Origin of the sequence: Halomonas sp. MMSF_3323 (assembly GCF_030733595.1) — a bacterium.
GTDB classification, from domain to species: Bacteria; Pseudomonadota; Gammaproteobacteria; order Pseudomonadales; family Halomonadaceae; genus Halomonas; species Halomonas litopenaei.
Map to the genome: position 1 here is coordinate 1 of NZ_JASHIT010000034.1, position 25,486 is coordinate 25,486.

The 25,486-nt window shown below is 63.1% G+C and carries 22 protein-coding genes; 7 read left to right on the forward strand and 15 right to left on the reverse strand.

Features of this window, described 5'->3' with window-relative positions:
• Positions 1–173: 173 nt before the first annotated feature.
• Both RBB39_RS16440 and RBB39_RS16445 read right to left on the reverse strand, forming a co-directional pair.
• On the reverse strand, positions 174–515 hold the full coding sequence (locus tag RBB39_RS16440; RefSeq protein ID WP_045993044.1) for a hypothetical protein: 342 nt from the start codon (positions 513–515) through the stop codon (positions 174–176).
• A 380-nt stretch (positions 516–895) separates the two neighbouring features.
• Positions 896–1,636, reverse strand: coding sequence for a gamma-glutamyl-gamma-aminobutyrate hydrolase family protein (locus tag RBB39_RS16445; RefSeq protein ID WP_045995226.1), 741 nt, complete (start codon positions 1,634–1,636; stop codon positions 896–898).
• A gap of 249 nt (positions 1,637–1,885) precedes the next feature.
• Between RBB39_RS16445 and RBB39_RS16450 the strand changes: the two genes are divergently transcribed.
• Positions 1,886–3,262 (forward strand): glutamine synthetase family protein, encoded by a 1,377-nt coding sequence (locus tag RBB39_RS16450; RefSeq protein WP_045995225.1) that lies wholly within the window; start codon positions 1,886–1,888, stop codon positions 3,260–3,262.
• Between the two features lie 185 nt (positions 3,263–3,447).
• A complete protein-coding gene (locus RBB39_RS16455; RefSeq protein ID WP_253029228.1) occupies positions 3,448–4,941 on the forward strand; it encodes a Na+/H+ antiporter NhaC family protein in 1,494 nt (497 codons plus the stop codon).
• A 49-nt stretch (positions 4,942–4,990) separates the two neighbouring features.
• Here RBB39_RS16455 and RBB39_RS16460 read toward each other — a convergent pair whose 3' ends face one another.
• From RBB39_RS16460 to RBB39_RS16475, 4 genes are read right to left on the reverse strand one after another with little or no spacing between them, the layout of a single operon-like run.
• Complete coding sequence (locus RBB39_RS16460; RefSeq protein WP_124803788.1) at positions 4,991–5,713, reverse strand: GntR family transcriptional regulator; 723 nt, start codon at positions 5,711–5,713, stop codon at positions 4,991–4,993.
• Positions 5,714–5,725: 12 nt separating this feature from the next.
• Positions 5,726–6,772: a Gfo/Idh/MocA family protein gene (locus tag RBB39_RS16465; RefSeq protein WP_124804219.1), complete on the reverse strand. Its 1,047-nt coding sequence runs from the start codon at positions 6,770–6,772 to the stop codon at positions 5,726–5,728.
• 59 nt (positions 6,773–6,831) lie between these two features.
• Entirely contained in the window at positions 6,832–7,938 is a 1,107-nt protein-coding gene (locus RBB39_RS16470; RefSeq protein ID WP_108448970.1) for an isocitrate/isopropylmalate dehydrogenase family protein, read from the reverse strand.
• Between the two features lie 40 nt (positions 7,939–7,978).
• A complete protein-coding gene (locus tag RBB39_RS16475) occupies positions 7,979–8,995 on the reverse strand; it encodes an SMP-30/gluconolactonase/LRE family protein (RefSeq protein WP_045994497.1) in 1,017 nt (338 codons plus the stop codon).
• Positions 8,996–9,211: 216 nt separating this feature from the next.
• On the opposite strand from RBB39_RS16475, the gene RBB39_RS16480 reads away from it, so the two are divergent.
• The 4 genes from RBB39_RS16480 to RBB39_RS16495 all read left to right on the forward strand — a co-directional run bounded on the left by RBB39_RS16480 (position 9,212) and on the right by RBB39_RS16495 (position 13,102).
• Positions 9,212–10,213 carry a tripartite tricarboxylate transporter substrate binding protein gene (locus tag RBB39_RS16480; RefSeq protein WP_124803790.1) on the forward strand — a complete coding sequence of 334 codons (1,002 nt, stop codon included), beginning with the start codon at positions 9,212–9,214 and terminating at the stop codon, positions 10,211–10,213.
• A gap of 110 nt (positions 10,214–10,323) precedes the next feature.
• The gene (locus RBB39_RS16485; protein ID WP_124803792.1) at positions 10,324–11,127 is read left to right on the forward strand and encodes a tripartite tricarboxylate transporter TctB family protein; all 804 of its coding nucleotides are present in this window, start codon (positions 10,324–10,326) and stop codon (positions 11,125–11,127) included.
• A 12-nt stretch (positions 11,128–11,139) separates the two neighbouring features.
• The gene (locus RBB39_RS16490) at positions 11,140–12,702 is read left to right on the forward strand and encodes a tripartite tricarboxylate transporter permease (RefSeq protein ID WP_124803794.1); all 1,563 of its coding nucleotides are present in this window, start codon (positions 11,140–11,142) and stop codon (positions 12,700–12,702) included.
• A gap of 112 nt (positions 12,703–12,814) precedes the next feature.
• On the forward strand, positions 12,815–13,102 hold the full coding sequence (locus RBB39_RS16495; RefSeq protein ID WP_185696405.1) for a putative quinol monooxygenase: 288 nt from the start codon (positions 12,815–12,817) through the stop codon (positions 13,100–13,102).
• Positions 13,103–13,274: 172 nt separating this feature from the next.
• Here the strand turns inward: RBB39_RS16495 and nhaB are convergent, their stop codons facing one another.
• Complete coding sequence (gene nhaB / locus RBB39_RS16500) at positions 13,275–14,816, reverse strand: sodium/proton antiporter NhaB (RefSeq protein ID WP_213227274.1); 1,542 nt, start codon at positions 14,814–14,816, stop codon at positions 13,275–13,277.
• 167 nt (positions 14,817–14,983) lie between these two features.
• Between nhaB and RBB39_RS16505 the strand changes: the two genes are divergently transcribed.
• Positions 14,984–15,457, forward strand: a complete 474-nt coding sequence (locus tag RBB39_RS16505; protein ID WP_197037120.1) for a phosphate-starvation-inducible protein PsiE — start codon at positions 14,984–14,986, stop codon at positions 15,455–15,457.
• A 200-nt stretch (positions 15,458–15,657) separates the two neighbouring features.
• Here the strand turns inward: RBB39_RS16505 and RBB39_RS16510 are convergent, their stop codons facing one another.
• The 8 genes from RBB39_RS16510 to RBB39_RS16545 form a co-directional block, all read right to left on the reverse strand.
• Positions 15,658–16,218, reverse strand: coding sequence for a glycine zipper 2TM domain-containing protein (locus RBB39_RS16510; RefSeq protein WP_253029229.1), 561 nt, complete (start codon positions 16,216–16,218; stop codon positions 15,658–15,660).
• A 400-nt stretch (positions 16,219–16,618) separates the two neighbouring features.
• Positions 16,619–17,941, reverse strand: a complete 1,323-nt coding sequence (locus RBB39_RS16515; RefSeq protein WP_045995152.1) for an FAD-binding oxidoreductase — start codon at positions 17,939–17,941, stop codon at positions 16,619–16,621.
• 294 nt (positions 17,942–18,235) lie between these two features.
• Positions 18,236–19,603: a glutamine synthetase family protein gene (locus RBB39_RS16520; protein ID WP_045995153.1), complete on the reverse strand. Its 1,368-nt coding sequence runs from the start codon at positions 19,601–19,603 to the stop codon at positions 18,236–18,238.
• A gap of 111 nt (positions 19,604–19,714) precedes the next feature.
• Positions 19,715–20,782 carry a PotD/PotF family extracellular solute-binding protein gene (locus RBB39_RS16525; protein ID WP_052704559.1) on the reverse strand — a complete coding sequence of 356 codons (1,068 nt, stop codon included), beginning with the start codon at positions 20,780–20,782 and terminating at the stop codon, positions 19,715–19,717.
• A 98-nt stretch (positions 20,783–20,880) separates the two neighbouring features.
• Positions 20,881–21,675, reverse strand: coding sequence for an ABC transporter permease (locus RBB39_RS16530; RefSeq protein ID WP_045995154.1), 795 nt, complete (start codon positions 21,673–21,675; stop codon positions 20,881–20,883).
• The gene (locus RBB39_RS16535) at positions 21,672–22,589 is read right to left on the reverse strand and encodes an ABC transporter permease (RefSeq protein WP_052704560.1); all 918 of its coding nucleotides are present in this window, start codon (positions 22,587–22,589) and stop codon (positions 21,672–21,674) included. Before RBB39_RS16535 ends, RBB39_RS16530 begins: the two co-directional genes overlap by 4 nt.
• Positions 22,590–22,600: 11 nt before the next feature.
• Positions 22,601–23,758, reverse strand: a complete 1,158-nt coding sequence (locus RBB39_RS16540; protein ID WP_045995155.1) for an ABC transporter ATP-binding protein — start codon at positions 23,756–23,758, stop codon at positions 22,601–22,603.
• A gap of 28 nt (positions 23,759–23,786) precedes the next feature.
• Positions 23,787–25,076, reverse strand: a complete 1,290-nt coding sequence (locus RBB39_RS16545) for an FAD-binding oxidoreductase (RefSeq protein ID WP_045995156.1) — start codon at positions 25,074–25,076, stop codon at positions 23,787–23,789.
• Positions 25,077–25,486 lie beyond the last annotated feature (410 nt).

Here is a 25,486-nt window from a genome sequence, read left to right on the forward strand (position 1 = left end):
CCTGGGGCGGCGCTTTCGTTGGGACGACTTCAGGTGTTGTGACGACTTCAAGTGTTGTGACGACGTTGCGAAAGGGTGCCAGCACGACGTGGTGACCCTGTGACTACGGCACCGCTGTCATCTGCTAAGCGATAGGTCGCCAGGAGGCCTGGGTCGATGACCCCGTCGCAGGCTTACTCCTGCTCTTTCATCATCTCCTGACGTTTTTCGGTGGCGGCCGCACTGCCTTCGAGCAGTTCGGCGTTGTAGCCATCCATCTTGCCCTCGGCATTGCCCGGGTCCGAAGTGCCCTCGAGCATTTCCTGACGCTTCTCGGTAGCCGCGGCGGACCCTTCCAGCAAGGCCTCGTTGGTCTGATCCATCATGCCTTCACCGGGCTGAGAAGTGGCCGCCTGCTCTTCCATTTCCTGGCGATGCTCATCCTGGGCACTAGACTCCGCCAGGGCCGTCGCCGCGCCCAGAGACAGCAGCGAACCCGCAAGCACCAGCATGAAAGACGAACGCTTGATCACCATGGTCTTCTCCTTCGATTCCTTGAGAGGGGGCATCCAACTGCGAGCATCAGGGGCGATCCTCACCGTTTGAGCATAGAAGGATCTCTATGCCTGTCGAGGCAGCGGACAGCTTTTCCCCACCGACAGTGGTAAGTCGGCACAGTATTCATCGAAGCAGGCAGAACTCAGCGTCAAACACACCGCCTGGCTGACGTCATTGACCAACTCGGCACGACACCGACGCCGACGCCCAGGACATTAGGCGCTGTCCGAATAGTCGACGAGCGAAGGTTAGACAAGGCAAAAATCGGTGAGAAAGCGCAGTTTACGGGGTGTAAATGAGCATTTTGATCCGATTTTTAACGCCGTATTACCGAGTGCAGGCACTTTTCAGACAAGCCCTAGTGCGTCGCACAGGCAGCAGCAAAGCCCTTGAAGATGGCGTCATATAGCGGATGGGACTGGGGCTCCCACTCCGGATGCCACTGTACCGCCAGGGTGAACCCCGGCGCGTCAGCCACCGAGATGGCCTCCACCAGCCCGTCCGGCGCCAGCGCCTCGACGCGCAGCCCCTCACCAAGTCGATCGACACCCTGCTGGTGCAGCGAGTTGACCCGCGCACTGGCCTCGGGGTAAAGCGCGGCCAGACGGCCGCCGGGCTGAATCTCGAGGTCGTGTACCGGCGCATACTGCTCGGCCTTTTCACCCTCCGGCTCGCGGTGATCCAGCCGCCCCGGCACCCGCTGCACCGCCTGGTGCAGGCTGCCGCCGAAGGCCACGTTGAGCTCCTGAAATCCCCGGCAGATGCCCAGGAGCGGCAATTGCTGCTCCAGCGCCAGCGGCACCCAGCTCATGGCGGCGGCGTCGCGATCCACGTCGTCCCGGGTATTCTCCGGTTCGCGTTCAGCACCGTAGCGCTCGGGCAGTACGTTGGTGTAGCTGCCGGTCAGCACCAGTCCATCGAGGCGCGCCAGCAGCGCCCGGGCATCTTCCTGGCCCTGCCCTTGCCACACCGGCAGCATGATCGGTTCAAGACCGTAGTCACGCAGGGCGCGCAGATACTTGTCGGTCACCATGTGGGCCGGGTGACCCTCGACCTCTCGACGGCAGGCGATGACGCCAACCAGCGGACGATTGTTCATCGAACTCCTCGCAGCTCTATCCGTTGTTATGGTTTCCTCAACATACCTTGGTCGGATTTTCTTGCCAAGCCCGACGCGGAAAATCTTGACAGAAAGACTAACAACAATCTGTTTTTATTGACTTTTATAAAACTAAAGACCGCCCGACTCCTCGACATGCCCCTCACCTCTACGCGTAAATAATTTGACACCATGGCCCGGTCAGCGAAACACTAGCCACATCACAACGAACCAACAAAAGGTGACAGCATGGGCACCCCCAGCGTCGACGAAGCTCGCGACTTTCTGGCCCGACATCCCGAGGTCGACAGCGTAGACCTGCTGATCAGCGACATGAACGGCGTGCTGCGCGGCAAGCGCATCCCCCGCGACAACCTCGAAAAGGCCTACGCAAGCGGCATCCAGCTCCCCGGCTCGGTGTTCGCCCTCGACATCACCGGCAATACCGTCGAGGAAACCGGGCTGGGACTCGACATCGGCGATCGCGATCAGGTCTGCCGTCCCATTCCCGGCACCCTGATGGTCACGCCCTGGCAGCGCAAGGGACGCCAGGCGCAACTGCTGATGAACATGCGCGACGACCAGGACGGCCCCTTCTTCGCCGATCCCCGCAACGTGCTGGCGCGCCAGGTCGAGCGACTGGCCGAGCGCGGCCTCAAGGCGGTGGTCGCGCTGGAGCTCGAATTCTATCTGGTCGATCGCCAACGCGACGAGATGGGTATGGCCCGGCCCTGCCGTTCCCCGGCCAGCGGCGAGCGGGCGAGCGATAGCCAGCTATATTCGATCAACGAACTCGACGAGTACGCCGACTTCCTCGAGGAGGTGCACGCCGCCGCCCAGCTACAGCAACTGCCGCTGGACACCGCGCTCAAGGAGTGCGCCCCAGGGCAGTTCGAGATCAACCTGATCCACGGCGATGACGTGATGAAGGCCTGCGACAGCGCGGTGCTGCTCAAGCGCCTGATCAAGGGCGTGGCACTGCGCCACGGCTTCGAGGCCACCTTCATGGCCAAGCTCTACGGCGGCGAGGCCGGCAACGGCATGCACGTCCACATGAGCCTGATCGACGAAAGCGGCGACAATGTCTTCGCCGACAGCGATGGCGACCCGCTGGGGACCCCTGCCTTGCGTCATGCCATCGGTGGCCTGATGGAGCTGATGCCTGCTTCGATGGCGCTGTTCGCGCCCAATCTGAACTCCTTCCGACGTTTTCAGCCCGGCCTCTATGTGCCGATGACGCCGACCTGGGGCTACGATAACCGCTCGGTGGCACTGCGGATCCCCTCTGGAGCCAACGCCGCCCGCCGGGTAGAACATCGAGTAGCCGGAGCCGATGCCAACCCCTATCTGCTGCTGGCCACCCTGCTGGCCTCGGTCTGTCACGGTCTGGATACCGCTGTCTCGCCGGGGGAGTCCGTCACTGGTAACGCCTACCGCCAGTACGAGCCCACCCTGACCAACAGCTGGTCAAAGGCCCTCGACCTGCTGGAGCACAGCGAACCGCTCGGAGAAGCCTTCGGCCAGGCGTTTCTCAAGGTGTTTCTGGCCAACCGTCGCGCCGAGCGCGAACTGGCCATGCAAAGCGTCAGTCGCCTGGAGTACGACTGGTACCTGCGCCACGTCTGAGCGCGGGAAATCACAACGCTATCGCCCCGGACTCCCGTACCGGGCAGGGACGCCCTGTGCGCTCGCCCGGCACGAACGCAAGACCTCAACAACCCGATATAACTCACAGCAATCACGGGTACCTCCCTCATGACAACCACAACGCCCCTTGTCATCGATCCAGGCCTCGCACTGGAGGTGACGCCATGACCCAGACCAACGCACCGTCCACCCATCCCTTCGCCCCCGGCAAGCCCAGCCAGAAGGGCAAGGGTCGCACCTTTGCCATGGTCGCAGGACTTATTGCCCTGGTGGCCGGCCTGACCTTCCACCACGAAGCCGGCACCCCCTTCGGCTGGATCAGCCTGGTGCCTTCGCTGATCGTGCTGGTGGTGGCGATTGCCACCCACAGGACCCTGGAGGCCCTGGCCATCGGCGCGCTGTCCGGGCTTATCCTGATCGAGCCGAGCGACTATATCGGTGCCCTGGCCGACGTCTCGCTGTCGGTCATGATGAACGAGACCATCGCCTGGCTGATCCTGGTATGCGGCCTGATGGGTGGCTTTATCGCCATGCTCGAGAAGTCCGGCTGCACCCTGAGCTTCAGCCACTTCATGAGTCGCCTGGTCAAGACCCGCCGTCAGTCACTGCTGTGCACTGCGGTACTGGGACTGTTGATCTTCATCGACGACTACCTCAATGCGCTGGCGACCTCGGCGGCGATGAAGCGGTTGACCGACCGTTTCGGCGTATCGCGGGAAAAGCTTGCCTATATCGTCGACTCCACCGCCGCCCCAATCTGCGTACTGGTGCCGATCTCGACCTGGGCGGTGTACTTTGCCGAACTGCTGGAAACCAACGGCGCCACCGATGGCCCCGGCATGTGGCTGTACATCCAGTCGATTCCCTACATGCTGTATGGCTGGGTCGCCATGGGCCTGGTCTTTCTGGTGGCCATGAGCATCGTGCCGGACCTTGGCCCGATGAAGGCCGCCGAGGCCCGCGCCCGCGCCGGCCAGACGATTCCCGACGGCGCCCCGGATGAGCCGCTTGGCGACGACACCCCGCGTGGCAACCCCTGGCTTGGCCTGTTCAACTTCGTCGCCCCGATGGCGGTGCTGATCGGCGCCAGCGCCTACTTCGAGATCGACCTGCTCAAGGGCGTCATCGCCGCCACCCTGTTCACCATCGTGCTGTTTCTGGTGCAGCGCCTGTCCACCTTCTCGAGCCTGATGGACTCGATCATGGACGGCTTTCGCACCATGATGCTGCCGCTGGCCATCGTCGCCGTTGGCTTCGTGCTCAAGGAGGTCAACGACCAGCTCGGCATGACCCAGTTCATGATCGACGCCCTGGCGCCCTACATCACCCCGGCGCTGCTGCCGGCCATCGTCTTCGTGTCCATGGCGGTGGTGGTGTTCGCCACCGGATCGTCCTGGGGCGTGTTCGTGATCTCGATCCCCATCGTGATCCCGATGGCCGCCCATATGGAGGTGTCGATGCCACTGGTGGTGGGCGCCCTGCTGTCCGCCTCGAGCTTCGGCAGCCACGCCTGCTTCTTCTCGGACTCCTCGGTACTGTCATCTCAGGGCAGCGGCGTCCTGCCGATGCAGCACGCCCTGACCCAGCTGCCCTACACCCTGATCGGGGCAACCGTCACCAGCCTCGGCTTCGTGGCGCTGGGCTACGCGCTGGTGTAACGAAACCGGGAGCGCAATGCGCTCCCGGTTTTCGTATCGCGACACACGCCTAGATCGAAGAAAGACCGTACTTGTCGAGTAGCTCCACCAGCATCCTGCCGCTATTTACCCGGTGCTCCCGGTGATGGTCCCTGGCGGCGATGACGTCACCATTCTGAATGGCCTGGACAACGGCCCGATGGTCGTTGTTCGATGACGTCGGCCGTGGCCGTAGTCCCAGGGTCAACATGCGCACACGGTGGGACTGATCCCAATAGGTGTTGACGATAGTGGCGATGCGGCGATTGCCGCACAACTCCACCAGCAGCAGATGGAATCGCTCGTCCGCCGCTGCCCACCGGGTCAGGTCGTCATCGGCCAGGGCATCGTCCATTTCATCCACCGCATCCATCAACTGGCCGAGCTCTTCGTCGGACAATCCACGTCGTGCCAGCAACTCGACCGCCTGGGTCTCGAGCGCCGTCAACACATCGTATATCTCGACCATATCCTCGGCCGACACCGGCAACACTCGCATACCGTGGCGCGGCCTGATTTCCACCAGCCCTTCATTGGCCAGCCGAATCATTGCCTCTCGCACGGGCGTCCGGCTCATGTCGAGCAGTTCCGCCAACTCCTTCTCGAGGCGGAAGGATCCCGAGGAAAACTCGTTGTCGAGTATCCGACGCTTTATCTCGTAGTACGCCTTTTCCGGCAGCGACAGCTTGTCCCCCGGAGGCCCCTCGCCCCTGCTCGCCGGCACGGATCGAGAAGACGTGTCTCTTGAGTTCATCGCTGCAAATCCTCAGCTTCCACAGACGTCACTGGACACACGAAGCCGCCTGCCTTCTCTGGCAGAGGTGTAGACAGCCTCTTCGATGTTCATGTTGGCGAGATAGTCAGACGCGGTATTTGCCAACCTCGACCGCCCCATCAGGCCGTCCACCACATGGCGGCTGAACCGATACACGCAGTCCCCGCCAAAACCGTGATCCACCCACTCATAGTCGATATCCTGCCACAGATTCTCCCCGTGCCTTCTGTAACCCAGGGTGCCATCGCCTCTCAGCACCAGCACACCCTCGCTTCCTTCGATGGTCATTTCGCCCATGGTCAGCCGCCGGTTTTCGGCGCAATGATCGGACAGGCGGTTGCCATCCAGAACGGCGCGAACCCCACCGGCACACTCCATGATGACATGCCCCGCATCCTCACCGGCGATAGCAGGGTTGAGGCGCCTCAGTTCGGCATAGACAGCGGACACCTCGCCGAAGAGATAGCGAAAAGTGTCGATCCAATGTATCCCGGTCTCGTGGATCAGAAACCGCTCCATCTTCTGAAAGTACGGCTGCCTCTCCAGATAGGCCTCCGGCCCCTGTCCATCTCCCGGGCGCAGCCGAAACGTCGCCTGATAGATCTGTCCCAGCCTGCCCGCGGCGATCTGCCGCTGGAGCTCCTCGTACCAGGGCTGAAACCGGACGTTTTCATGAACGATCAGCTCAATCCCGGCTTGCTCGGCCAGGGCGGCGGCTTGGCGCGCCTCCTCCAGGCTTTTGCAGAACGGCTTCTGGCAGATCACGTTCACCCCGCGCTCCGCCGCCAGGCGGATCAAGGCCAGGTGTGAAGAGGGCGGCGTGATGATATCCAGCACGTCGGCGCGCGCTTCCTCCAGCATCGCCAGGACATCCGAGTAGACCTCCCAGCCCCCATGACGCTTGGCCACCTCCCGAGCACGTGAGGTGTCTTGATCACACACGCCCACCACCTGAACCTCGGAGATGCGTGACCAGGCGTCATATTGAAACTGGCTGAAGTATCCGGCGCCAACCGCTGCGACCCTTAGCTTTTCCATCAACAACCTACCTCCTGCGACCTGCCATTGTGAGCGGCGCACCACCCAACCATCAAAAGCTACTGGATCGGAAGCTCGACCAACTGGGCCATGACTGCCTCGAACACCGCGGTCGTACCGGCATCCCCGCCCAGCTCGCAGGTCACCAGGGTGCCAGTGGCAAAGGCAGCGTCCACGGCTTCTCGCAGCAACTTGCCTGCCTTCAGCGCCGGCTCACAGTCGTGCTTCTCTCCCAGCCACTCCAGCATCATCACACCGGACAGCACCATGGCCGTTGGATTGGCGAGGCCCTTGCCAGCGATATCCGGCGCACTGCCATGGCATGGCTGAAAGACCGCGTGATCATCGCCGATGTCCGCGGAAGGCGCGTAACCCATGCCACCGATCAGACCGGCGCCCAGGTCGGACAGTATGTCGCCGAACATGTTCTCGGTGACCATCACGTCGAGATCCCAGGGCCTGGTGACCATGTTGAGCGCCGCCGCGTCCACGTACATGTGGTCGCAGTCGAGCTGCGGATGCGCCTCGGCCCGCTCGTCGAAGATCTTGCGGAAGAAGGCAAAGGACTTGAACACATTGGCCTTGTCGACACAGGTCACCCTGCCCTTCCCCCCCTGGGCCTGGCGGCTTTGGCCCAGCGCCAGGGTGAAGTCGAACAGTCGCTGACTCACATCCCGGGTGATGACCAGGGTATCGCGCGCTTCCTCGTCTCCCTTGATCTCGCCCCTGCCGTGAGACGCAAACAGGCCCTCGGTGGATTCCCGCACGATCACGAAGTCGAGTTCGTGGGCGCTGGGGTTATTGAGCATCGGCTGAAGCCCGGCGATGGTGCGCACCGGCCTGACCCCGGCGTACAGGCCGAAACGGAAGCGGAAGTCGATCTGTGGCGAGATCTCGGTGCCATCCGGATAGCGAACGTCCGGCAGCCCCATGGCACCCAGCAGGATCGCATCGGCTTCATCGGCACGCTTCAACGAGGCCTCGGGAAGCGACTCCCCTGTATCCCTGAAGTGGGCGGCACCGGCAGGCAGCTCCTCGAAGCTCGCCGATACGCCCCCGACCCGCGCCATGGCTGCCTCCAGCAGCGTGACGCACGGCTTCATGATTTCCTGGCCAATGCCGTCACCGGGAAAGACAGCGATGGAAAAGTGGGTCTTGTTGGTCATTTGACAGCCTCTCGCTATTGTTGGTTGTTACTTGAAGAAGTCAGGCATCGGCGCCGGCGAGTGCCGAACGCAATCGGGTCAAGGGAGCACGCCAATGTATCGGCGCCACGCCGCGCACTGGCGCCTGAAACGAGGCAAGGCGGTCCCCCAGCAGGCAGCCAAGGTAAGCCCGATCGAGGTCGCTGCCGCCAAATGCCAGGCTCGATACGTGACCGAGTCGACGACTGACGACGCCATCCAGGTGAGGGCGACCCATCCGACCGGCGTCAAACGCCTCCTCCACTTGCTTGAGATAGGCCTCGTCGCTGTCTTCCAGCACGACACTCTGCTCCCCGGTCGGCGAGACCCGGATGACCCGATTGCTGACGATACTGGTGATCCAGGCCCCGCCTTCGACATCGAAGGTCACACCATCGGGGAAGGTGCCAGGGCCGAACTCACAGACGGTCTGGCGCTCGCCGAGTCGTCCCTTTTCCTCCACGGAAAAACGGCTCAGCCGGCGGGCAAAGGTTTCATTGACGTAGAGCCACCGGCCATCGGGGTGCAGGGCGCACTCGTTGGTGTAACCCAGGCCATCGGCGACGATTCTGGCGTCACTGCCATCGGCGTTGGCCAGAGCAATAAAACCGTCGGCCACCGCCGCGCTGTATCCCTTGGCGCGGGGCTGCTGACGGGTACTGACGGTGATCCAGAGGCGACCGGCGCCGTCTCGATGAACGAAGTTGGTGGGAGGCAGGGCGACACCGTCGATCTCGGTCACCAATGGCTCCAGGGCGCCGTCGACGTGCAGCCGAAAGACGCCCCCCTGGTCTTCGCCCAGATGGGTCGCGATCACACCGCCGTCGTCTTCCAGAGCAATACCGTTGGGACGAAGCTGGAAGCCCTGCTGGTTCGACAGGATGCGAAGGGCCGGCGCGCGATCTGCATGGCGGAAGATCGCCACGCCACCGCTGTCGGTCCAGTCTGCGGTCATCAGCAGGCCACTCGAATGTGTCAGCACGCATTCGGGCCGACTCAAGTCGCCACCGCTATAGTCCAGCGCTTCGAGTTCGATCATGTTGTTCCTGGGTCTCGTTGTTCTGTTCTTGCGTTGGTCAGTCTTCTTGTTGTTCCGGGATTTCGATGTTCCGAGGGACTGTTTCCGTGGCCCTTTCACCAGCGTTTGACGACCAACTCGTTAACGTATACATTAACACATGCACAAAGCCGGTCAAGACCAGACCGCGTCAGCCACCCGGGCGACCGGCACAACAACAAGCGACGAGGAAGCCAAATGAAACGTCATGTCACGCCAGCAATCGCCCTGCTCATGGGTCTCTCCTTTCACGCAGCCGCCGCGGACTACCCCGAACGCGACATCACCAATGTGGTCGTGTGGTCGGCCGGCGGCGGCACCGATGTCGCAAACCGGGTCGTCAGTGCAGAAATGAATGCCTTCCTTCCAAGGCGCATCAACGTGGTCAACAAACCGGGCGGTGTCGCCGGCTCCATCGGCATGAGCCATGTCAGCAACCAGCCTGCCGACGGCTATACGTTGGCAGGTCTGTCCGAATCCAATGTCGCCGCGGCGGTCCAGGGCGGCTGGGAAAATACCTTCGACAGCTGGTACCCCTTCATCATCGGGGGATCGCCGGACCTGATCTCCGTGGGCAGCAATTCGTCCTATACCACCCTGGAAGAACTGGTGGAGGCGGCCTCCAGCGGCGACGTCACCATCAAGGCAGCCGCGGGGGGCTCGGGCTCCGTTCATCACCTCAATCTGCTCGCCTTCGAGAAAGGCACGGGGGCAGATCTCAACTTCATTCCCTACCCGGGTTCCGCGCCGGGCCAGAACGCCGCCATCACGGGTGAAGTCAGCGTGGTCATCACCTCTCTTGCCGAGCAGCAGCAACTGATTGCGGCCAATCGACTTCGGCCCCTGGCGGTGTTGACCGATAGCCCGGTCGACATCGAGGGAACCGGTGAAATCCCCTCTGCCTTCGACAGCTATCCGCAGTTGAAGGAATATCTGCCTATTCGACAGACCATCGGTTTTGCCGTCCGCGACGATGCCCCGGAGGAGGTCAAGGAGACCCTTGAACAGGCGTTCGAGCAGGCACTGGAAACCGACGCGGTAAAACAGTGGGCAGAGGACAACTACTTCCAGTTGTCCGGCAAGACGGGAGAAGAAGCCTCGGAGGAATTCTCTCGGCTCGAGTCCCTCTTCTCATGGACGCTGTATGACCTGGAGTCTGCTTCCATCAATCCGGAGGAATTGAATATTCCAAGGCCCTGATCTCGACTTCTTCGTTCCCGATAACCGAAGGCCCGGAGGCAATCGTTGCCTCCGGGCATTTTCCGGGCCACGTCAATACCTCGTAGAACATCAGGTTCACTGGACACATCATGGTTGACAGCAAACAGCTCCCTGAACCCGAGAATCAGGCAGGCGCCGCTTTCTCGGGGAACGACGAACTCATCCAGCGGCGACGCCGCGATTTCTTCACGAGCCTGGCACTGCTGCTGCTGGCATTCGCCATGCTCGCAAAATCCCTCACCTTCCCCATGACCGACAGCTACGGCGGTGTCACCAACGCCTGGTACGTTTCCCCCGCGCTGTTCCCCCTGTCGATCGCCGTCACCCTGGGGTTGGTGTCGCTGCTGTTGCTGCGACGCGCCATCCTCGATGGCGGCGCCAGACGTAGAGAGAGCGCCTCGAAGGGCCGATCGAAGGCGTCCTTTCCAGCATCTGCTTCCTGTCGTGTGGCCGTGATCATGGCCTTTATCGGTCTGTACGTTTACTCGTTCGTTCCCAGCGTCGATTTTGCACTGGCCAGCGCCCTCTTCCTCTTTCTCTTCATCACACCTTTCTATATCGAAAAGGTGGCTCTCATTCCCCTGACACTGGTCGGCGCCGTCATCGCTTGCGTGCTCATTACACTACTGAGCCATCGGCCAACATCTCAGCAGTACGCCCTGGATCTGGTAGCTATCGCCACGCTTCTGACAGTCGCCACCATCGCCTGGTGGTTGCTGCGCCATGCGCCTAGCGAATGCAGGAAACTGCGCACCGTCGTGCTGGTCAGCATTGGCGTTCCCCTGGTGCTGGTACCGATCTTCCGTTTCTTCCTGCTGGTACCACTCCCGGTGGAAGGTCTGGTGATAGACACCATGCAAGCCCTCGTAAGCCAGCTGACGGCCCAAGGTTAAGGAGACACTCGCATGGACTTTATCGCGCAGCTTTCGGTATTCGCGCACGCCATCTGGCAGATCCTTACCAACCCCGCGATGGTGGCGCTACTGCTGGGGTCGAGCTTCCTGGGTATCATCTTCGGGGCGCTTCCCGGCCTGACCGCGACGCTCGGGGTCGCCCTGCTGACCACGCTGACCTATTCGATGGACCTTCAGACGGCACTGATCTCGCTGATCGCCATGTACGTAGGGGCGGTCTACGGTGGGTCCTACCCGGCCATTCTCATCAATATCCCCGGCACCGCGGCAGGCGCCGCCACCGCCATGGACGGCTACCCCATGGCCCAACGGGGGGAAGGCGGCAAGGCGCTCGGCATGACCACCACCGCGTCCTTTATCGGCACCCTGATCGGCATGGTCGCGCTGATCGCCCTGGCACCGCTGATCTCCGAGGCTGCACTGCAGTTCACGTCCTATGAATTCTTTCTTCTGGCGCTCTTCGGCATCATCATCAGCGGCACCCTGACGAGCAAGGACCTGGTCTACAAGGGATGGATCGCCGGACTGCTGGGCCTTGCGCTATCGACGATCGGTCGCGACCAGCTTCAGTTCTTCCCCAGGTTCACCTTCGGCCTGCCGGAGCTGGACGGTGGCATCGAGGTCGTTCCGGTGTTGATCGGCGCCTTTGCGATCCCGCAGATCATTCGCACCCTGCGCGACAGGGTAGCCCTCGGCAGTCCCCAGCCCGTCAAGCGCGTGCTGCCCGAATTCCGTGCGGTCTTCCGCAATCTGCGCCACGTCATCCGCTCGGCGTTCATCGGCGTGGGTATCGGTGCCGTCCCCGGCGTCGGCGAGGATATCGCCGGCTGGGTGTCCTACGGCACCGCCCAGAACTCCTCTGCCCACCCTGAACGCTTCGGCAAGGGCGAACCTGCCGGCCTGGTCTCGTCGGAAACGGCCAACAATGCCTGTATTGGTGGTGCGCTCATTCCTCTGACGACCCTCGGCATTCCAGGTAGCCCGCCGGCGGTGATGCTGCTTGGCGCGTTGATGCTGCACGGCCTGAACCCGGGTCCGATGATCGCCATCACCCAGCCCAACTTCCTGGTCGAGCTCACCGCCATCATCGCCCTCGCCTCCCTGGCCATGTGGATCAACGGCATGTTTCTGGCCAAGCACGTCATCAAGGTGCTGCGGGTACCCTCGTCGATCTTTCTGCCGATTGTCGCGGTGCTGTCGGTTATCGGGTCCTACGCGCTGGGCCTCAGCCTGCTGAATCTCTACCTGATGGTGCCGATCGGCATCGCCGCCTACGTCCTGGGAGAGATGGACTATCCGATTTCGCCGTTGGTCATCGGCGTCATTCTGGGCCCGATGGCGGATGAAAACCTTCGCCGCGCCCTGATGGTGTCCGAGGGCAGCCTGCTGGGATTCTTCGAACGACCGGTGTCGCTACTGCTGATCGCCGTGATCGTGCTGACCATCGCGTCTCAGATCCCGGCCTGGAAGCGCTATCGCAGCCGCCTGTGGAAGAAATTCAGAGGGCGTGCGCTAGCTGACAAGCCAGCGCATGGCGCCGACGACCCTCAGTAGCGTCACATCGACAAGGAGACGGGTGTCGGCACCGAGCAGCCGACACCAACGCGCATCCACCCCACTCTCATCAGTCACCGCCCTCATCCACCCCAGTCAGGAGACATTCAGCGTGCACGCCGTCATTGTCCGTTTTACCCCGCAGCAAGGGTGTGCCGATCGCCTCGAGGCACTACTGCTGCGCCAAGCCTCGGATAGCCTGGAAAAGGAACGTCACTGCCAGCGCTTCGATGTGGTTCGACTACGGAACGAGAACACCTTCGTCCTCTACGAGCTCTACCGCGACGAAGACGCCTTCAGATGGCATCTGGACACCGACCACTTTCATGCCTTCGATCAGAAGAGCGCACCGCTGGTGGCGGAGAAGAAGGTCCTTCAAGGAGACCTGCGCCAGGCTTGACGCAACCTAGGCGCTGTCCGAAAAGTCGACGAGCGAAGGTTAGACAAGGCAAAAATCGGTGAGAAAGCGCAGTTTACGGGGTGTAAATGAGCATTTTGATCCGATTTTTAACGCCGTATTACCGAGCGCAGGCACTTTTCAGACAAGCCCTAGATCTGCGAGCACACCAACGCTACAGCCACCCCATGGCCTGCATCGCCTGATTGGCAGGCACCAGCACGTAGCGTACGCACACAAACCCCACCAGGCTGAGTGCTAGGGTATAGGGTGCGGCCATCCACACCATGCGGCCGTAGGAAAGGCGAATCAGCGGTGCCACCGCCGAGGTCAGCAGAAACAGGAAGGCAGCCTGGCCATTGGGCATCGCCACCGACGGCAGGTTGGTGCCGCAGGCCACCGCCACGGCCAGCAGGTCGAACTGCTCGGCGCCGATGCGCGCAGCGCTTAAGGCCGAGTGGATTTCGCTGATGTAGACGGTGCCGACGAAGACGTTGTCCGAGACCATCGACAGCAGACCATTGGTCACGTACACCAGGCCCAGCTGCTCACTGCCTTGGCGTGACAGCACCAGCTCGATCACCGGTGCAAACAGATCCTGCTCGATGATCACCGCCACCACCGCGAAGAACACCACCAGCAAGGCGGTGAAGGGCAAGGCTTCCTCGAAGGCCTTGCCAAGGGCGTGCTCCTCGGTGACGCCGAGAAAGGCGCTTGCCAACACAATGACGGCAAGCCCGATCAGCCCCACCGACGCCTCGTGGCGAGCCAGTGCCACCACCAGCCAGACCAGCACCGCCGCCTGCACCCATAGCCTGGCCACCTCGATCAGCGACTGGCCTGCCCGCTCCTGGCGATCGTGCTCGACCAGGATGGCGCGTACCTTGGCCGGTAGACGCTGGCCGTAACCGAAGCAGCGCAGGCTTTCCACCAGCAGGCAGGTGGCAAGGCCTGCCACCAGCACCGGCAGAGTGACAGGCGCCATGCGCAGCACAAATTCGCCAAAGCCCCAGCCAGCCTGCTCGGCGATAATCAGGTTCTGGGGCTCACCGACCATGGTCGTGACACCGCCAAGCGCGGTCCCCATGGCGGCGTGGAGCAGCAACGAGCGCAGAAAGCGACGATAGTCGATCAGGTCCTGGTGGCTGACCTCGGGGAGCCCGCTATCATCGCTGTGGTCATGATCGTCGTGCTGCCCCTTCATCGACGCCACCCGATGATAGATGGCGTAGAAACCCACCGTCACGCTGATCACCACCGCGATCACCGTCAAGGCGTCCAGAAAGGCGGAGAGCGCTGCCGTCGTCACGCAGAAGCACAGCGACAGCAGACGCTTGGACGTGACGCCGATCAGCAGGCGTGTGAACGCCTTGAGCAACAGCTGCTTCATGAAGGTGATGCCCGCCACCATGAACACCAGCAACAGCAGGACGTCCAGGTTGAGCGCCACCTCGTGCATCACACTGTCGGGGCCGGTCATGCCGATGGCCACCGCTTCCAGTGCCAGCAGCCCACCAGGCTGCAGCGGATAGCACTTCAGCGCCATGGTCAGGGTGAAGATGAATTCGACCAGCAACAGCCATCCCGCAACGAATCCCCCAGACCAGGCATAGACCAGGGGATTGATCAGCAGGCAGATCAGGATGGCGGTCTTGTACCAGTCCGGCGAGGGACCGATAAAGTTGCGAAAGAAGGCCTGGGGCAGCGTCGTCACCATCGACCGGCTCCTTGTCGATACGGCGGCGTTTCAGTATGCCGGCGAAAAGCGGCGCAATCCGCGTGACTGCGTCAACAAACCGCCCTGAACCAACGGAGTATCGGCTTGTCACGCCTACCACGCCGGGCTAGCGTGAAAGACGCCACCACACCGATGAGGAATCGCCTGTGAAATGGGCTCGCACCAGCCGTGACAAGATGCACCATCACGCCGATACCATCGGCAACCTGCTCGTGGAAGGCTTTCACTACCTGGGACTCTTCGTCATCGGCGGGATGATCGCCTGGGCCTCGGTGGTCGCCTTCCTCGACATGCTGACCAGTGGCCACGCCAGCGTCGACGACATCCTGCTGCTGTTCATCTATCTTGAGCTGGGCGCCATGGTGGGCATCTACTTCAAGACCAATCACCTGCCGATTCGCTTCCTGTTGTACGTCGCCATCACCGCCCTGACCCGCTACCTGATCGGTGACATTTCCCACCACCCCAAGCCCGACGCCGGTCTCTTGTACCTGTGCGGCGGCATCTTCCTGCTGGCCCTGTCCGTGCTGGCGGTGCGCTTCGCCTCCTACAAGTACCCCTCCAGCAAGCCCATCGACGCCCTCGGCAAGGTGGTCAACAAGACCAACAGCGATCTGTAGGGCGCCCGGGACCAGCGCCCCTGCCCTCGCCCACGTTCACGTTCACGTTCACGTTCAGGTTCACAACTACAGCGACGACAACAGCCCCCGCCAGCCAGCATCGAAAGATACCGGTTGGCGCGGGCTGGGTGTTTACGCGAAGGCTGAAGACCGGAACCAGGTTCCCGTCAGGACTCTATAAGGGCTCTATCAGGGCTCTCTCAGGACTTGTCGGGGGTACCCCGGACCACGTCCCACTGGGGCTGACCCTGCTCGATCAGCACACGCTCGCCGTCGGGGGCCTGCTCCAGACGCGCCACCTGACGCACGCCGTCATACTCCCAGGCCACGTCGTAGCCCAGGGTCTTTTCACGGGTGTCGTTGACGGTGTGGCACCGCTGTTCGGTGGTGGTATAGGTCTGGCCGGCCTCGACCCGACGCTGCACTTCGCGTCCGGCGAAGCCACCGCCGATGGCACCGGCCACGGTGGCGATCTTGCGGCCGCTGCCACCGCCGATCTGGTTGCCCACCAGGCCACCGACCACCGCACCGGCAGCGCTGCCCAGAATGCTGTGCGGGTCCCGGGTCGGCGCCTGGCGTGTCACCTGAACGTTCTCGCAGACCTCTCGCGGCGTGGAGACGGTCTCGGTGACCGGCGTGACGGCGGTAATATCGGCGAACTGCGGCCCCTGGGGCGCCTGCTGCACCTGCCAGGCGCCAAATGCCAGGCCACCAAGGCCAAAGACCGCGAGGGTGGAACCGACGATGATCGACTTGCTCATGCTGTTCTCCTTGCTCCGCCAGAGCGCTCGCTTAGCGTGCGAGAGGCGCCACGGCAGATGTCTTGGCGATGCGATGACACTATCCTAGCCGTTATCGAACAGCGTTCGAAGAACCATGGAGCCACTTGCAAGTTGTTTGTGAGGCTGTCGCAACTCACCGACAAAGGTGCCCCCGATCGGCGACGACGGGCGCTGCTGCCCTCGCCTCTTATGCCATTGCCCCCCCTGCCCACACATCACAACGCCTCGCTGCCGGAGGCAGCGAGGCGTTGGGGGAGACGTGCTAATGGGGCTCACAAGCCGGGAGCGCGGGTCACGGAGCGATCCCGCTGCCCGCACTATCAGTGGCAACGGCCTGTGGCAGCGGCCTATGGCAAGGCCCCGTGACACCGACCAGCGGCTAGATACCCAGCTTGTCCCGGGTCTGGTAGTACCAGGCACCGATGGCGGACAGCGGCACCCTGAGCATGCGGCCGCCAGGAAACGGCAGGTGCGGAAGGCCGGCGAAGGCATCGAAGCGCTCGTCACGGCCGGTCATCACCTCGCTGATCAGGCGACCGGCCAGGTGGGTGCAGGTCACGCCATGACCGGAGTAGCCCTGGGCGTAGTAGACGTTGTCATTGATCACCCCGAACTGGGGCAGTCGGTTGAGGGTCATCAGGAAGGTCCCGCTCCAGGCGTAGTCCACCTTGACCGTCTTGAGCATCGGGAAGGTCTTTTCCATCTTGGGACGAATGACCGCCTCGATGTCCTGGGGGTCCTCGCCGCCGTAGTTGACTCCCCCGCCGTAGATCAGGCGGTTGTCGCGGGTCAGGCGGAAATAGTCGAGCAGATAGTTGCAGTCTTCCACCGCCATGTTGTTGGGCAGAAGCTCCCGGGCCAGGTCCTCGCCGAGCGGCTCGGTGGTGATGATCTGGGTGCCGCAGGGCATCGACTTGGCCTCGAGCTCCGGCATCACGCCGCTCATGTAGGCGTTGCCCGCCATCACCACACGCTCGGCGCGAACGCTGCCGTTGCGGCTCTTCAGTACCACCGGCTGGCCGTGCACCAGCGACTCCACCGGGCTCTGCTCGAAGATCACACCGCCCAGGGATTCCAGCGCCGCCGCCTGGCCCAGTACCAGGTTGAGCGGATGCAGGTGACCGCCGGAGTGGTCCACCAGGGCGCCGGTGTAGCGATCGCTGCCCACCTCGCGGCGACAGGCGTCGCCTTCCAACAGCTCCAGCCCGTCGTGGCCGTAGCGCTGCCACAGCGCCTGATGCTCGCGCAGCCCCTTGAGCTGGCGCTCGTTGCAGGCGGCGAACAGGTTGCCTTCACGCAGGTCGCACTGGATGTCGTAGCGGGCGATGCGCTCACGGATGATGCGATTGCCCTCGAAGGCCATGTCGCCGAGGGCACGCGCGGTGTCGGCGCCGTACTTGTCCTCGATCACGTCCATGTCGCGGCTGTAGCTGTTGACGATCTGACCGCCGTTGCGGCCCGAGGCGCCGTAACCGACCCTGGCCGCCTCCAGTACCACCACCTTGAGGCCCTGCTCCGCCAGATGGAGCGCGGCGGAGATGCCGGTGAAGCCGGCCCCGACCACGCAGACATCACAGCTCACCTCTCCCTCGAGGGCCGGGCGCTGGGGTGAGGCATTGGCCGAGGCGGCATACCAGGACGCGGCATGCTGGACCTCGGCGGCCCCTCCACGGGGATCGGTAGCGGTGGAACGGCTGGACATGACGGACTCCCAAAGTGGTTATTTTATTCAACACTAGATCGCATTCTACGCGGCGAAAGGAGACATCTTCAAGATAAAGACATGGAATAATCACCACCACGCACCGACGCCATAGCCCCACAACGCAGCGAGCCAGGCACCTGGCCTGGCTCGCTGATGGTGCCTCATGCCACCGTCTCGGGCTTGCGCCACCGTCTCGGGATCGCGTCACCTTCTCAGGCCTACGCCACTCTCTGAGCTTCGCGCCACCTTCTCAGGCTTGCGCCACCCCGGGACGTCCTCCAAAGCGGCGACTCACACCCGCAGCAGCAGGTGCTCACGCTCCCAGGACGAAATCACCTGAAAGTACTCACGGTGCTCGGCCCGCTTTACCGCCAGGTAGCTGTTGGTAAAGCGCTCGCCAAGGATACCTGCCAGGGCGTCACACTCGTGCAGCAGGTCCAGCGCCGGTCCGATATCGTCGGGCAGCTTGTTGCCGCCGGACCAGGCCGAGCCGACCATGGGCGGGCGCGGCTCCACCTGGCCGAGCATGCCGAGGTAACCACAGGCGAGTGACGCCGCCATGACCAGGTAGGGATTGGCGTCGGCACCGGCCAGTCGGTTCTCGACCCGGGTGGCCTCGGGCCCGGAGACAGGCACGCGCAGGCCCACGGTACGGTTGTCCATGCCCCACTCGACGTTGATCGGCGCCGAGCCCGAGGTCTCGGTACGCAGCAGCCGCCGGTAGGAGTTGACGTTGGGGGCCAGCAGCGGCATCGCCGAGGGCAGGTAGCGCTGCAGGCCGCCGATGAAGTGGTGGAACAGACGGCTGGGCTGGCCATCCTCGCCGGCAAACAGATTTCGTCCGCTGGCCGGGTCGATCAGGCTCTGGTGAATGTGCATCGAGCTGCCCGGCTCGTTGGCCATGGGCTTGGCCATGAAGGTGCCGTACATGCCGTGGCGCAACGCGGTCTCGCGCAGCACCCGCTTGAACAGCACCACCTGGTCGGCCAGCGCCAGCGGATCACCGTGCTGGAAGTTGACCTCCATCTGCCCGGCGCCCTCTTCGTGGATCAGGGTATCCAGATCCAGGTTCATCGCCTCGCAGTAGTCGTACATCTCCTCGAACAGCGGATCGAACTCGTTGACCGCATCGATGGAGAAACTCTGGCGGCTGCTTTCCTGGCGACCGGTGCGCCCCACCGGCGGCTCCAGCGGGTAGTCGGAGTCGGTGTTGGTCTTGACCAGGAAGAACTCCACCTCCGGTGCCACCACCGGGACCCAGCCACGTGCCTGGTACAGCTCCAGCACACGCTTGAGCACATAGCGCGGCGCCAGCTCCACCGGCTCGCCGCTCAGATAGTGGCAGTCGTGGATGATCTGGGCGGTAGGATCGTCGGCCCAGGGCACCAGGAAGACGGCGTTGGGGTCAGGCACCAGCTCCATGTCCCGCTCGGCAGGATTCCAGAAGCGGATGTCGTCATCGTCGGGATAGCCCCCGGTGACGGTCTGGATAAAGATGGAGTCCGGCAGGCGCGGTCGTCCGCCGTTGAGGTACTTGCCCGCGGGCATGATCTTGCCCTTGAGGATGCCGGTAAGGTCGGTGACCAGGCACTCGACCTCGGTGATGCCGTACTGCTTGAACCAGTCGCTGAGCGCTGGGCTTTCCTGGCGGTTACTCATGAGAGTGTTCCGTTACGTGAGTGTCTCACTCGGTGGCCGAGCCCCGACGTCGCCGGGGCTCTTTCCTTGCAGGGCGGCCCCGGGCGCATCAACGCCCCTGGGCCAATCCCTTCACCGAGCCTTTACCTCTGACCACAGTTGCTGAAAGGTCTGCAGTTGCTGACCGGACAGGCTGGGGGTGAAGACAAGCCGCGCCATGTCCTCTTCGCTGGGCTGGGTCGGCGGCTGGGTCAGCACCTCGTCGAGATGCGGGCGCGCCGCCTCGTTGGGGCTGGCGTAGTAGTTGTAGTTCGACAACTGGGCACCGATCTCGGCGTCCAGGATGAAGTCGATGAACTTGTGCGCGAGCTCCGGGTTGGGTGCCTCGGAGGGGATGACCATGGAGTCGACCCACATCTCGGCGCCTTCGTCGGGAATCACGAAGTCCAGATGTTCGAAGGTCTCCGGGTCCTCATCCTTGAAGTACAGGTAGTCGCCGTTGAAGGACATGCCCACGTGGGTGACGCCCCGGGCCAGCTGCTGCAGGGTCGGTGTGCCGTCGGTGAAGCCCGAGAAGTTGTCGCGATTCTTGGTCTCGATCAGCAGTCTGGCGGCATTCTTCAGGTCATCCAGGCCGCTGCAGTCGAAGCTCGCGCCCAGATAGGCGCAGGCGCTGCCGGTGGCGACCTGACCATCCTGGATCATCGAGAACGGATAGTCGCCGTTGACCTCGGGGTCGAACAGCAACGACCAGCTCTTGGGCGCATCGGGGAAGGTCTCGGTGTTGTAGACAAGGCCCGTGGTCCCCCACTGGTAGGCAGCGGAGTACTCGGCACCGGGATCAAAGCTCGGATCCTTGAACTGCGCCATCAGGTTGTCGAAGTTCGGAATCTGCGAGCGGTCGAGCTTCTGGATCAGGCCGGTCTCGATCATCCGCGGAATGTAGTAGTTCGACGGCACCACGATGTCGTACTGGGAGGTGCCACCGGCATTGAGCTTGGCGATCATCTCCGGGTTCGAGTTGAAGTAGTTGGTCACCACCTCGACGTCATACTTTTCCTCGAAGGCCTCGATGATCTCGGGGTCCATGTACTCGGTCCAGTTGAACAGGTACAGCTTGCCCTCTTCAGCCTGGGCGACGCCTGCGAGCATGGCGGCTGCCACGGCGAGGCCCAGGGCGCTGCGAGTCTTGTTGAGCATCGTTGCTTTCTCCTTGTATTGCTTGGTCTTGTCTGGGTACGTCAGGTGTTGATCGATCTGTTCCGAGATCGCCGCTGTGTCCGCCGATGGCACAGGCGTCATGCCTTGCGCCGATTGACGACGAGGCTTGCCAGGGCGGCCAGTGCCACCGCCGCGATCATCAGTGTGGCGATGGCGTTGATCTCCGGTGACACCCCCTTCTTGATCGCGCCCCAGATATAGATCGGCAGGGTCGCGCTCTCCGGGCCGGAGGTGAAGAAGCTGATGACGAAGTCATCCACCGACAGGGTAAAGGAGAGAAAGAAGGCCGATATCAACGCCGGCTTGATGGTCGGCAGCATGAAGTGCACCACCCGCTTCAAGGGCGAGGCATACAGGTCCTTGGCCGCCTCGAACAAAGACGGATCCAGGCCGACGAAGCGCGAATAGACGATCAGCGCGACGAACGGGATCTGGAAGGTGACGTGGGCAATGATCATGGTGCCCAGCCCCGGCCCCAGGAGCCCGGTCAGCTCGTGTACCTTGACGAAGAAGGCCATCTCCGAGATACCGAAGACGATATCCGGCAGCACGATCGGCAGATAGATCAGCACGATCAGCCAGCCCAGCTTGCGGTGACGGTGGCGATACATGCCATAACCGATCAAGCAGCCGATCACCAGGGCGATCAGCGAGGACGTCAGCGCCAGCACCAGGGTGTTGCCGAAGGCGCTCATGATCTGGTCATTGGCGAACAGCTGGTGGTACCAGCGCAGCGACAGTCCGGTCATGCTGGCCGCGCTGTTGGCGGCGTTGAAGGAGAACAGCACCACCACCGCCAGCGGCAGGTAAAGAAACACCAGGGTCAGCCACCAGAAGGCACTCAGACCTCGCTTGAGTGTGCGCTTTCTCATATCACCACCTCCTCACCGCCGCCGAGTCGCTTGCCGATCCGGCGCATGGCATAGAGTCCGGCGAAGGTCGCCAGCAGCATCAGGATGGCGCCGGCGGCGCCCAGCGGCCAGTTCGACCCACCGGAGAACTGGTTGGCCACCAGATTGCCGAGCATCAGCGCCTTGCCGCCGCCCAGCAGTTCCGGAATCACGTACATGCCGAAGGCCGGAATCGCCACCAGCACGATCCCGGCGAGCAGCCCCGGCAAGGTCTGGGGAAAGACCGCGTGCCAGAACGCCTTCACCGGGGTGGCGTAGAGGTCCTGGGCGGCCTCCACCTGGGCGGTGTCGAGCTTCTCGAAGGCGGCGTACAGCGGCAGCACCATGAACGGCAGGAAGTTGTAGACCAGCCCCAGGGTCACCGCGAAGTTGGACGGATACAGCCCCATGTTGGGGGCGATCAGCCCCAGCGACTCGGCGACGCTGGAAAGCGGCGTCCCCGGCGCCAGCAGGTTCATCCAGCCGAAGGTGCGGATGACCTGATTGGTCCAGGACGGCACCACCACCAGCAGCAGCATGATCGGCCGCCATTTCGCCCGGCAGGTGGTGATGTAGTAGGCGATCGGATAGGCCACGATAACGACCAGGCCGGTCGCCACCAGGGTCTGCCACAGCGACCTCAACAGGGTGTAGAGGTTGCCCGGGCTCCAGCCCAGAAAGCCAAAGCCGGCAAGCTGCTTGAACGAATCCAGCGACAGCGGCATCTGCGGCAGGCCGTAGGGCCCGTTGGTCATGAAGGCCACGCCCATCAGGTAGGCGCTGGGCAGCACCAGAAAGACGATGATCCAGGCCGCGCCGGGTGTCACGGTAAAGAGAAGATGGCGCGCTTCTCTGACCATGCCCTGGCTGCGTCCGAGGACAGCGGTATCGGTCATGACATGCCCCCTCAGTTGGCCACGGTGACGAGGTCTTCCGGGGCGACCACCAGGGTCACCTCGTCGCCGACCTCGGGCAGTCGGCGCCCGCGATTGTTGATGGTGGCCTGCAGGGTGGTGTCACCGACCGCGAGACGGAACTCGGCGTGGCTACCACGATAGAGCCGTTCGGTGATCCGCCCGACCAGGTGGTTCACCCCCTGATGACGACCCAGACGCACGTCCAGCGTCTCGGGGCGAATCAGCAACAGCTCACCGCCTCCCTGCTGTGGCGTGTCGAGATCGGTCTCGAGCTCCAGCTCGCCAAGCTCGGTGGTCACGCGCTGGCCCTGGCGTGCGCTGATCGGATAGAGGTTGGCATGGCCCATGAAACGGGCGACGAAGGCGTTGACCGGGCGCTCGTAGACCTCCCGAGGTGGCCCCACCTGCTGGATGGTCCCGCCATTGAGCACGGCAATGCGATCGGACATCACCATGGCCTCGTCCTGATCATGGGTCACGAAGACGAAGGTCATGCCCAGGCGCTTCTGCACCCTCAGCAATTCGACCTGTAGCTGGCTGCGAAGGCCGGCGTCGAGCGCCGACAGCGGCTCGTCCAGCAGCAGCACGTCGGGCTCGCAGACCAGCGCCCGGGCCAGCGCGATGCGCTGACGCTGTCCGCCGGAGAGCTGATCGATGCGCCGATCGATCAGATCGCCCAACTGGATGAACTCGGCGATGCGCTCGACCCGAGCCTCGCGCTCGGCACGGTCGACACCCCGCATCTTGAGGCCGAAGGCCAGGTTGTCGCGCACCGACAGGTGGGGAAACAGCGCGTAGGACTGAAACACGGTATTGACGCTGCGATGGTGCGGCGCCACCTCGGTGACGTCGCGCTCACCGATGGTCAGGCGTCCCTGATCGGCGTCTTCCAGACCCGCCAGGATGCGCAGCAGCGTGGTCTTGCCACAGCCCGATGGGCCCAGCAGGGTAAAGAACTCGCCGGCCTCGATGGTCAGATCGACGCCATCGAGCGCCACCGTACTGGCGCCGAAGCGCTTGTGCAGGCCCTGCATATGGATCGCGGAGGCGGTCCGCTCGGAGCCGGCGGCAGCGACGCCCGGGCGTGCGCCATCATGGGGCTCATCCCGGCGCTGTGAATGGCGCTCGGCGGTGGAGGTCTCGGTCATAGGGGCATTCCTCGTCGTTGTCGGCAGCTCACAGCCGATCGCGAAGCTTGTAGAAGTGGGTGGCCAGCAGCAACAGCGGTGTTCTCAACAGGCGACCGCCGGGGAAGCGACGATGGGGCATGGCGGCAAAGACGTCGAAGCGCTCGCTCTGCCCGGCGATGGTCTCGGCCAGCAACTTGCCGGCCAGTCCCGCCATGGCCATGCCATGACCGGAGTAGCCTTGCGCATAGTAGAGGTTGGCGGCCAGTCTGCCGAAGTCAGGGGCGCGATTGAGCGTGATGGCCACGTCACCGCCCCAACGGTAGGCGATCTCGACATCGTCGAGCACCTTGAACAGGCGCCGGATCTTGCCGTCGATGCGCGCCTCGAGCCCCTTGGGCGGGCGCCCGTCGTAGCTGACTTCACCGCCATAGATCAGGCGTCGATCCGCCGACAGCCGATAGTAGTCGAGCACAAAATTGGCATCCGACAGGGCGTCATTCTTCGGCAGCACCTGGGCCGCCTGCTGCTCGCTCATCGGCTCCGTGGCGATCATGTAGTTGGCACAGCGCATGATGCGCCCGCGCATCTCCGGCAACAGGTCGATGCCGTAGGCGTTGGTCGCCACCACCACGCTATCGGCGGTGACCTGTCCTGCGGCGGTCTTCACCCGGGCAGGCTCGCCTTTGGTCACCGCGGTGACCGGGCTGTGCGAGTGGAAGATCGCCCCCGCCTGCTGGGCGGCCCTGGCCAGGCCGAGGGTATAGTTGAGCGGATGCAGATGCCCGCCCTCGGCCTCCCACAGGGCCGCCGGGTAGGCGTCGGTGACCACATGTTCGCGCAGCGACTGCCCTTCGCGCCATTCCAGCGCCTGGTAGTCGTACTTGTGCGCCATGGTCTCCTGGAAGGCGCGCAACTCGCGCACATGGCGCGGCTTGACCGCCGCATGCAGGTAGCCCCAGGCAAGGTCGCAGGGAATGGCGTGACGCTCGACCAGCTGTGCGGTCAGGCGCACCGCTTCGCGGCTCATTTCCCAGATATCGCGGGCCGCCGACAGGCCAAGCGCCTGTTCCACGGTGTCCATGTCGGTACCGAGCCCGGGCAGGATCTGGCCGCCGCTGCGACCGGAGGCGCCATGGCCGACGTCATGGGCTTCCAGCACCACCACCTTGTAGCCTTGCTCGGCCAGATGCAGCGCCGCCGAACAGCCCGTCACCCCGGCCCCGATCACACAGACGTCAGCGCGAACGTCGCCCTCGAGCCTGGGTGTCGGCAACAGCTCGACCCGGACGGAATCGCGGTACCAGGAGGCGGCCTCGGACGTGGAGGAATCTGTCATAGAGAGTCCGTATTGGTTGCGCAATGCGCTTGTTGTTATTGAATCTCGCACCTTCGCATGAAGGTGACACCGACAGTGTGCCACTTTCTCGCCACCAGGCGTCAAGTATCCAATAACACTAAATTCCTGACTTCAACGTCAGCGATTCGATACCTAAAGCGGCTGACGCACCAACATCAACACTTCACGTCACGCATCCCGCTCGATGGAAGTCGCCTTGGCGACGCTCACGCTTCGAACGTAAGCCGGCTCGCCCGGAAGCGCTCGAATCCAAGATGCCAGACGTGGAAAACTCAACGCAAAGCAATGACAGAGCGTCAGTCTCTCGTTTCATCGCCAAGAGTATAAGCGAGACATCATGTCAGCGAAGCGAAGACGTTGGCGGTTTGATCAAAGACCCAGGAGGCGCC

Coding starts and splice junctions, on each gene's coding strand:
- RBB39_RS16440 (WP_045993044.1), bottom strand. CDS start 515: ATGGTGATCAAGCGTTCGTCTTTCATGCTGGTGCTTGCGGGTTCGCTG.
- RBB39_RS16445 (WP_045995226.1), bottom strand. CDS start 1,636: ATGAACAATCGTCCGCTGGTTGGCGTCATCGCCTGCCGTCGAGAGGTC.
- RBB39_RS16450 (WP_045995225.1), top strand. CDS start 1,886: ATGGGCACCCCCAGCGTCGACGAAGCTCGCGACTTTCTGGCCCGACAT.
- RBB39_RS16455 (WP_253029228.1), top strand. CDS start 3,448: ATGACCCAGACCAACGCACCGTCCACCCATCCCTTCGCCCCCGGCAAG.
- RBB39_RS16460 (WP_124803788.1), bottom strand. CDS start 5,713: ATGAACTCAAGAGACACGTCTTCTCGATCCGTGCCGGCGAGCAGGGGC.
- RBB39_RS16465 (WP_124804219.1), bottom strand. CDS start 6,772: ATGGAAAAGCTAAGGGTCGCAGCGGTTGGCGCCGGATACTTCAGCCAG.
- RBB39_RS16470 (WP_108448970.1), bottom strand. CDS start 7,938: ATGACCAACAAGACCCACTTTTCCATCGCTGTCTTTCCCGGTGACGGC.
- RBB39_RS16475 (WP_045994497.1), bottom strand. CDS start 8,995: ATGATCGAACTCGAAGCGCTGGACTATAGCGGTGGCGACTTGAGTCGG.
- RBB39_RS16480 (WP_124803790.1), top strand. CDS start 9,212: ATGAAACGTCATGTCACGCCAGCAATCGCCCTGCTCATGGGTCTCTCC.
- RBB39_RS16485 (WP_124803792.1), top strand. CDS start 10,324: ATGGTTGACAGCAAACAGCTCCCTGAACCCGAGAATCAGGCAGGCGCC.
- RBB39_RS16490 (WP_124803794.1), top strand. CDS start 11,140: ATGGACTTTATCGCGCAGCTTTCGGTATTCGCGCACGCCATCTGGCAG.
- nhaB (WP_213227274.1), bottom strand. CDS start 14,816: ATGGTGACGACGCTGCCCCAGGCCTTCTTTCGCAACTTTATCGGTCCC.
- RBB39_RS16510 (WP_253029229.1), bottom strand. CDS start 16,218: ATGAGCAAGTCGATCATCGTCGGTTCCACCCTCGCGGTCTTTGGCCTT.
- RBB39_RS16515 (WP_045995152.1), bottom strand. CDS start 17,941: ATGTCCAGCCGTTCCACCGCTACCGATCCCCGTGGAGGGGCCGCCGAG.
- RBB39_RS16520 (WP_045995153.1), bottom strand. CDS start 19,603: ATGAGTAACCGCCAGGAAAGCCCAGCGCTCAGCGACTGGTTCAAGCAG.
- RBB39_RS16525 (WP_052704559.1), bottom strand. CDS start 20,782: ATGCTCAACAAGACTCGCAGCGCCCTGGGCCTCGCCGTGGCAGCCGCC.
- RBB39_RS16530 (WP_045995154.1), bottom strand. CDS start 21,675: ATGAGAAAGCGCACACTCAAGCGAGGTCTGAGTGCCTTCTGGTGGCTG.
- RBB39_RS16535 (WP_052704560.1), bottom strand. CDS start 22,589: ATGACCGATACCGCTGTCCTCGGACGCAGCCAGGGCATGGTCAGAGAA.
- RBB39_RS16540 (WP_045995155.1), bottom strand. CDS start 23,758: ATGACCGAGACCTCCACCGCCGAGCGCCATTCACAGCGCCGGGATGAG.
- RBB39_RS16545 (WP_045995156.1), bottom strand. CDS start 25,076: ATGACAGATTCCTCCACGTCCGAGGCCGCCTCCTGGTACCGCGATTCC.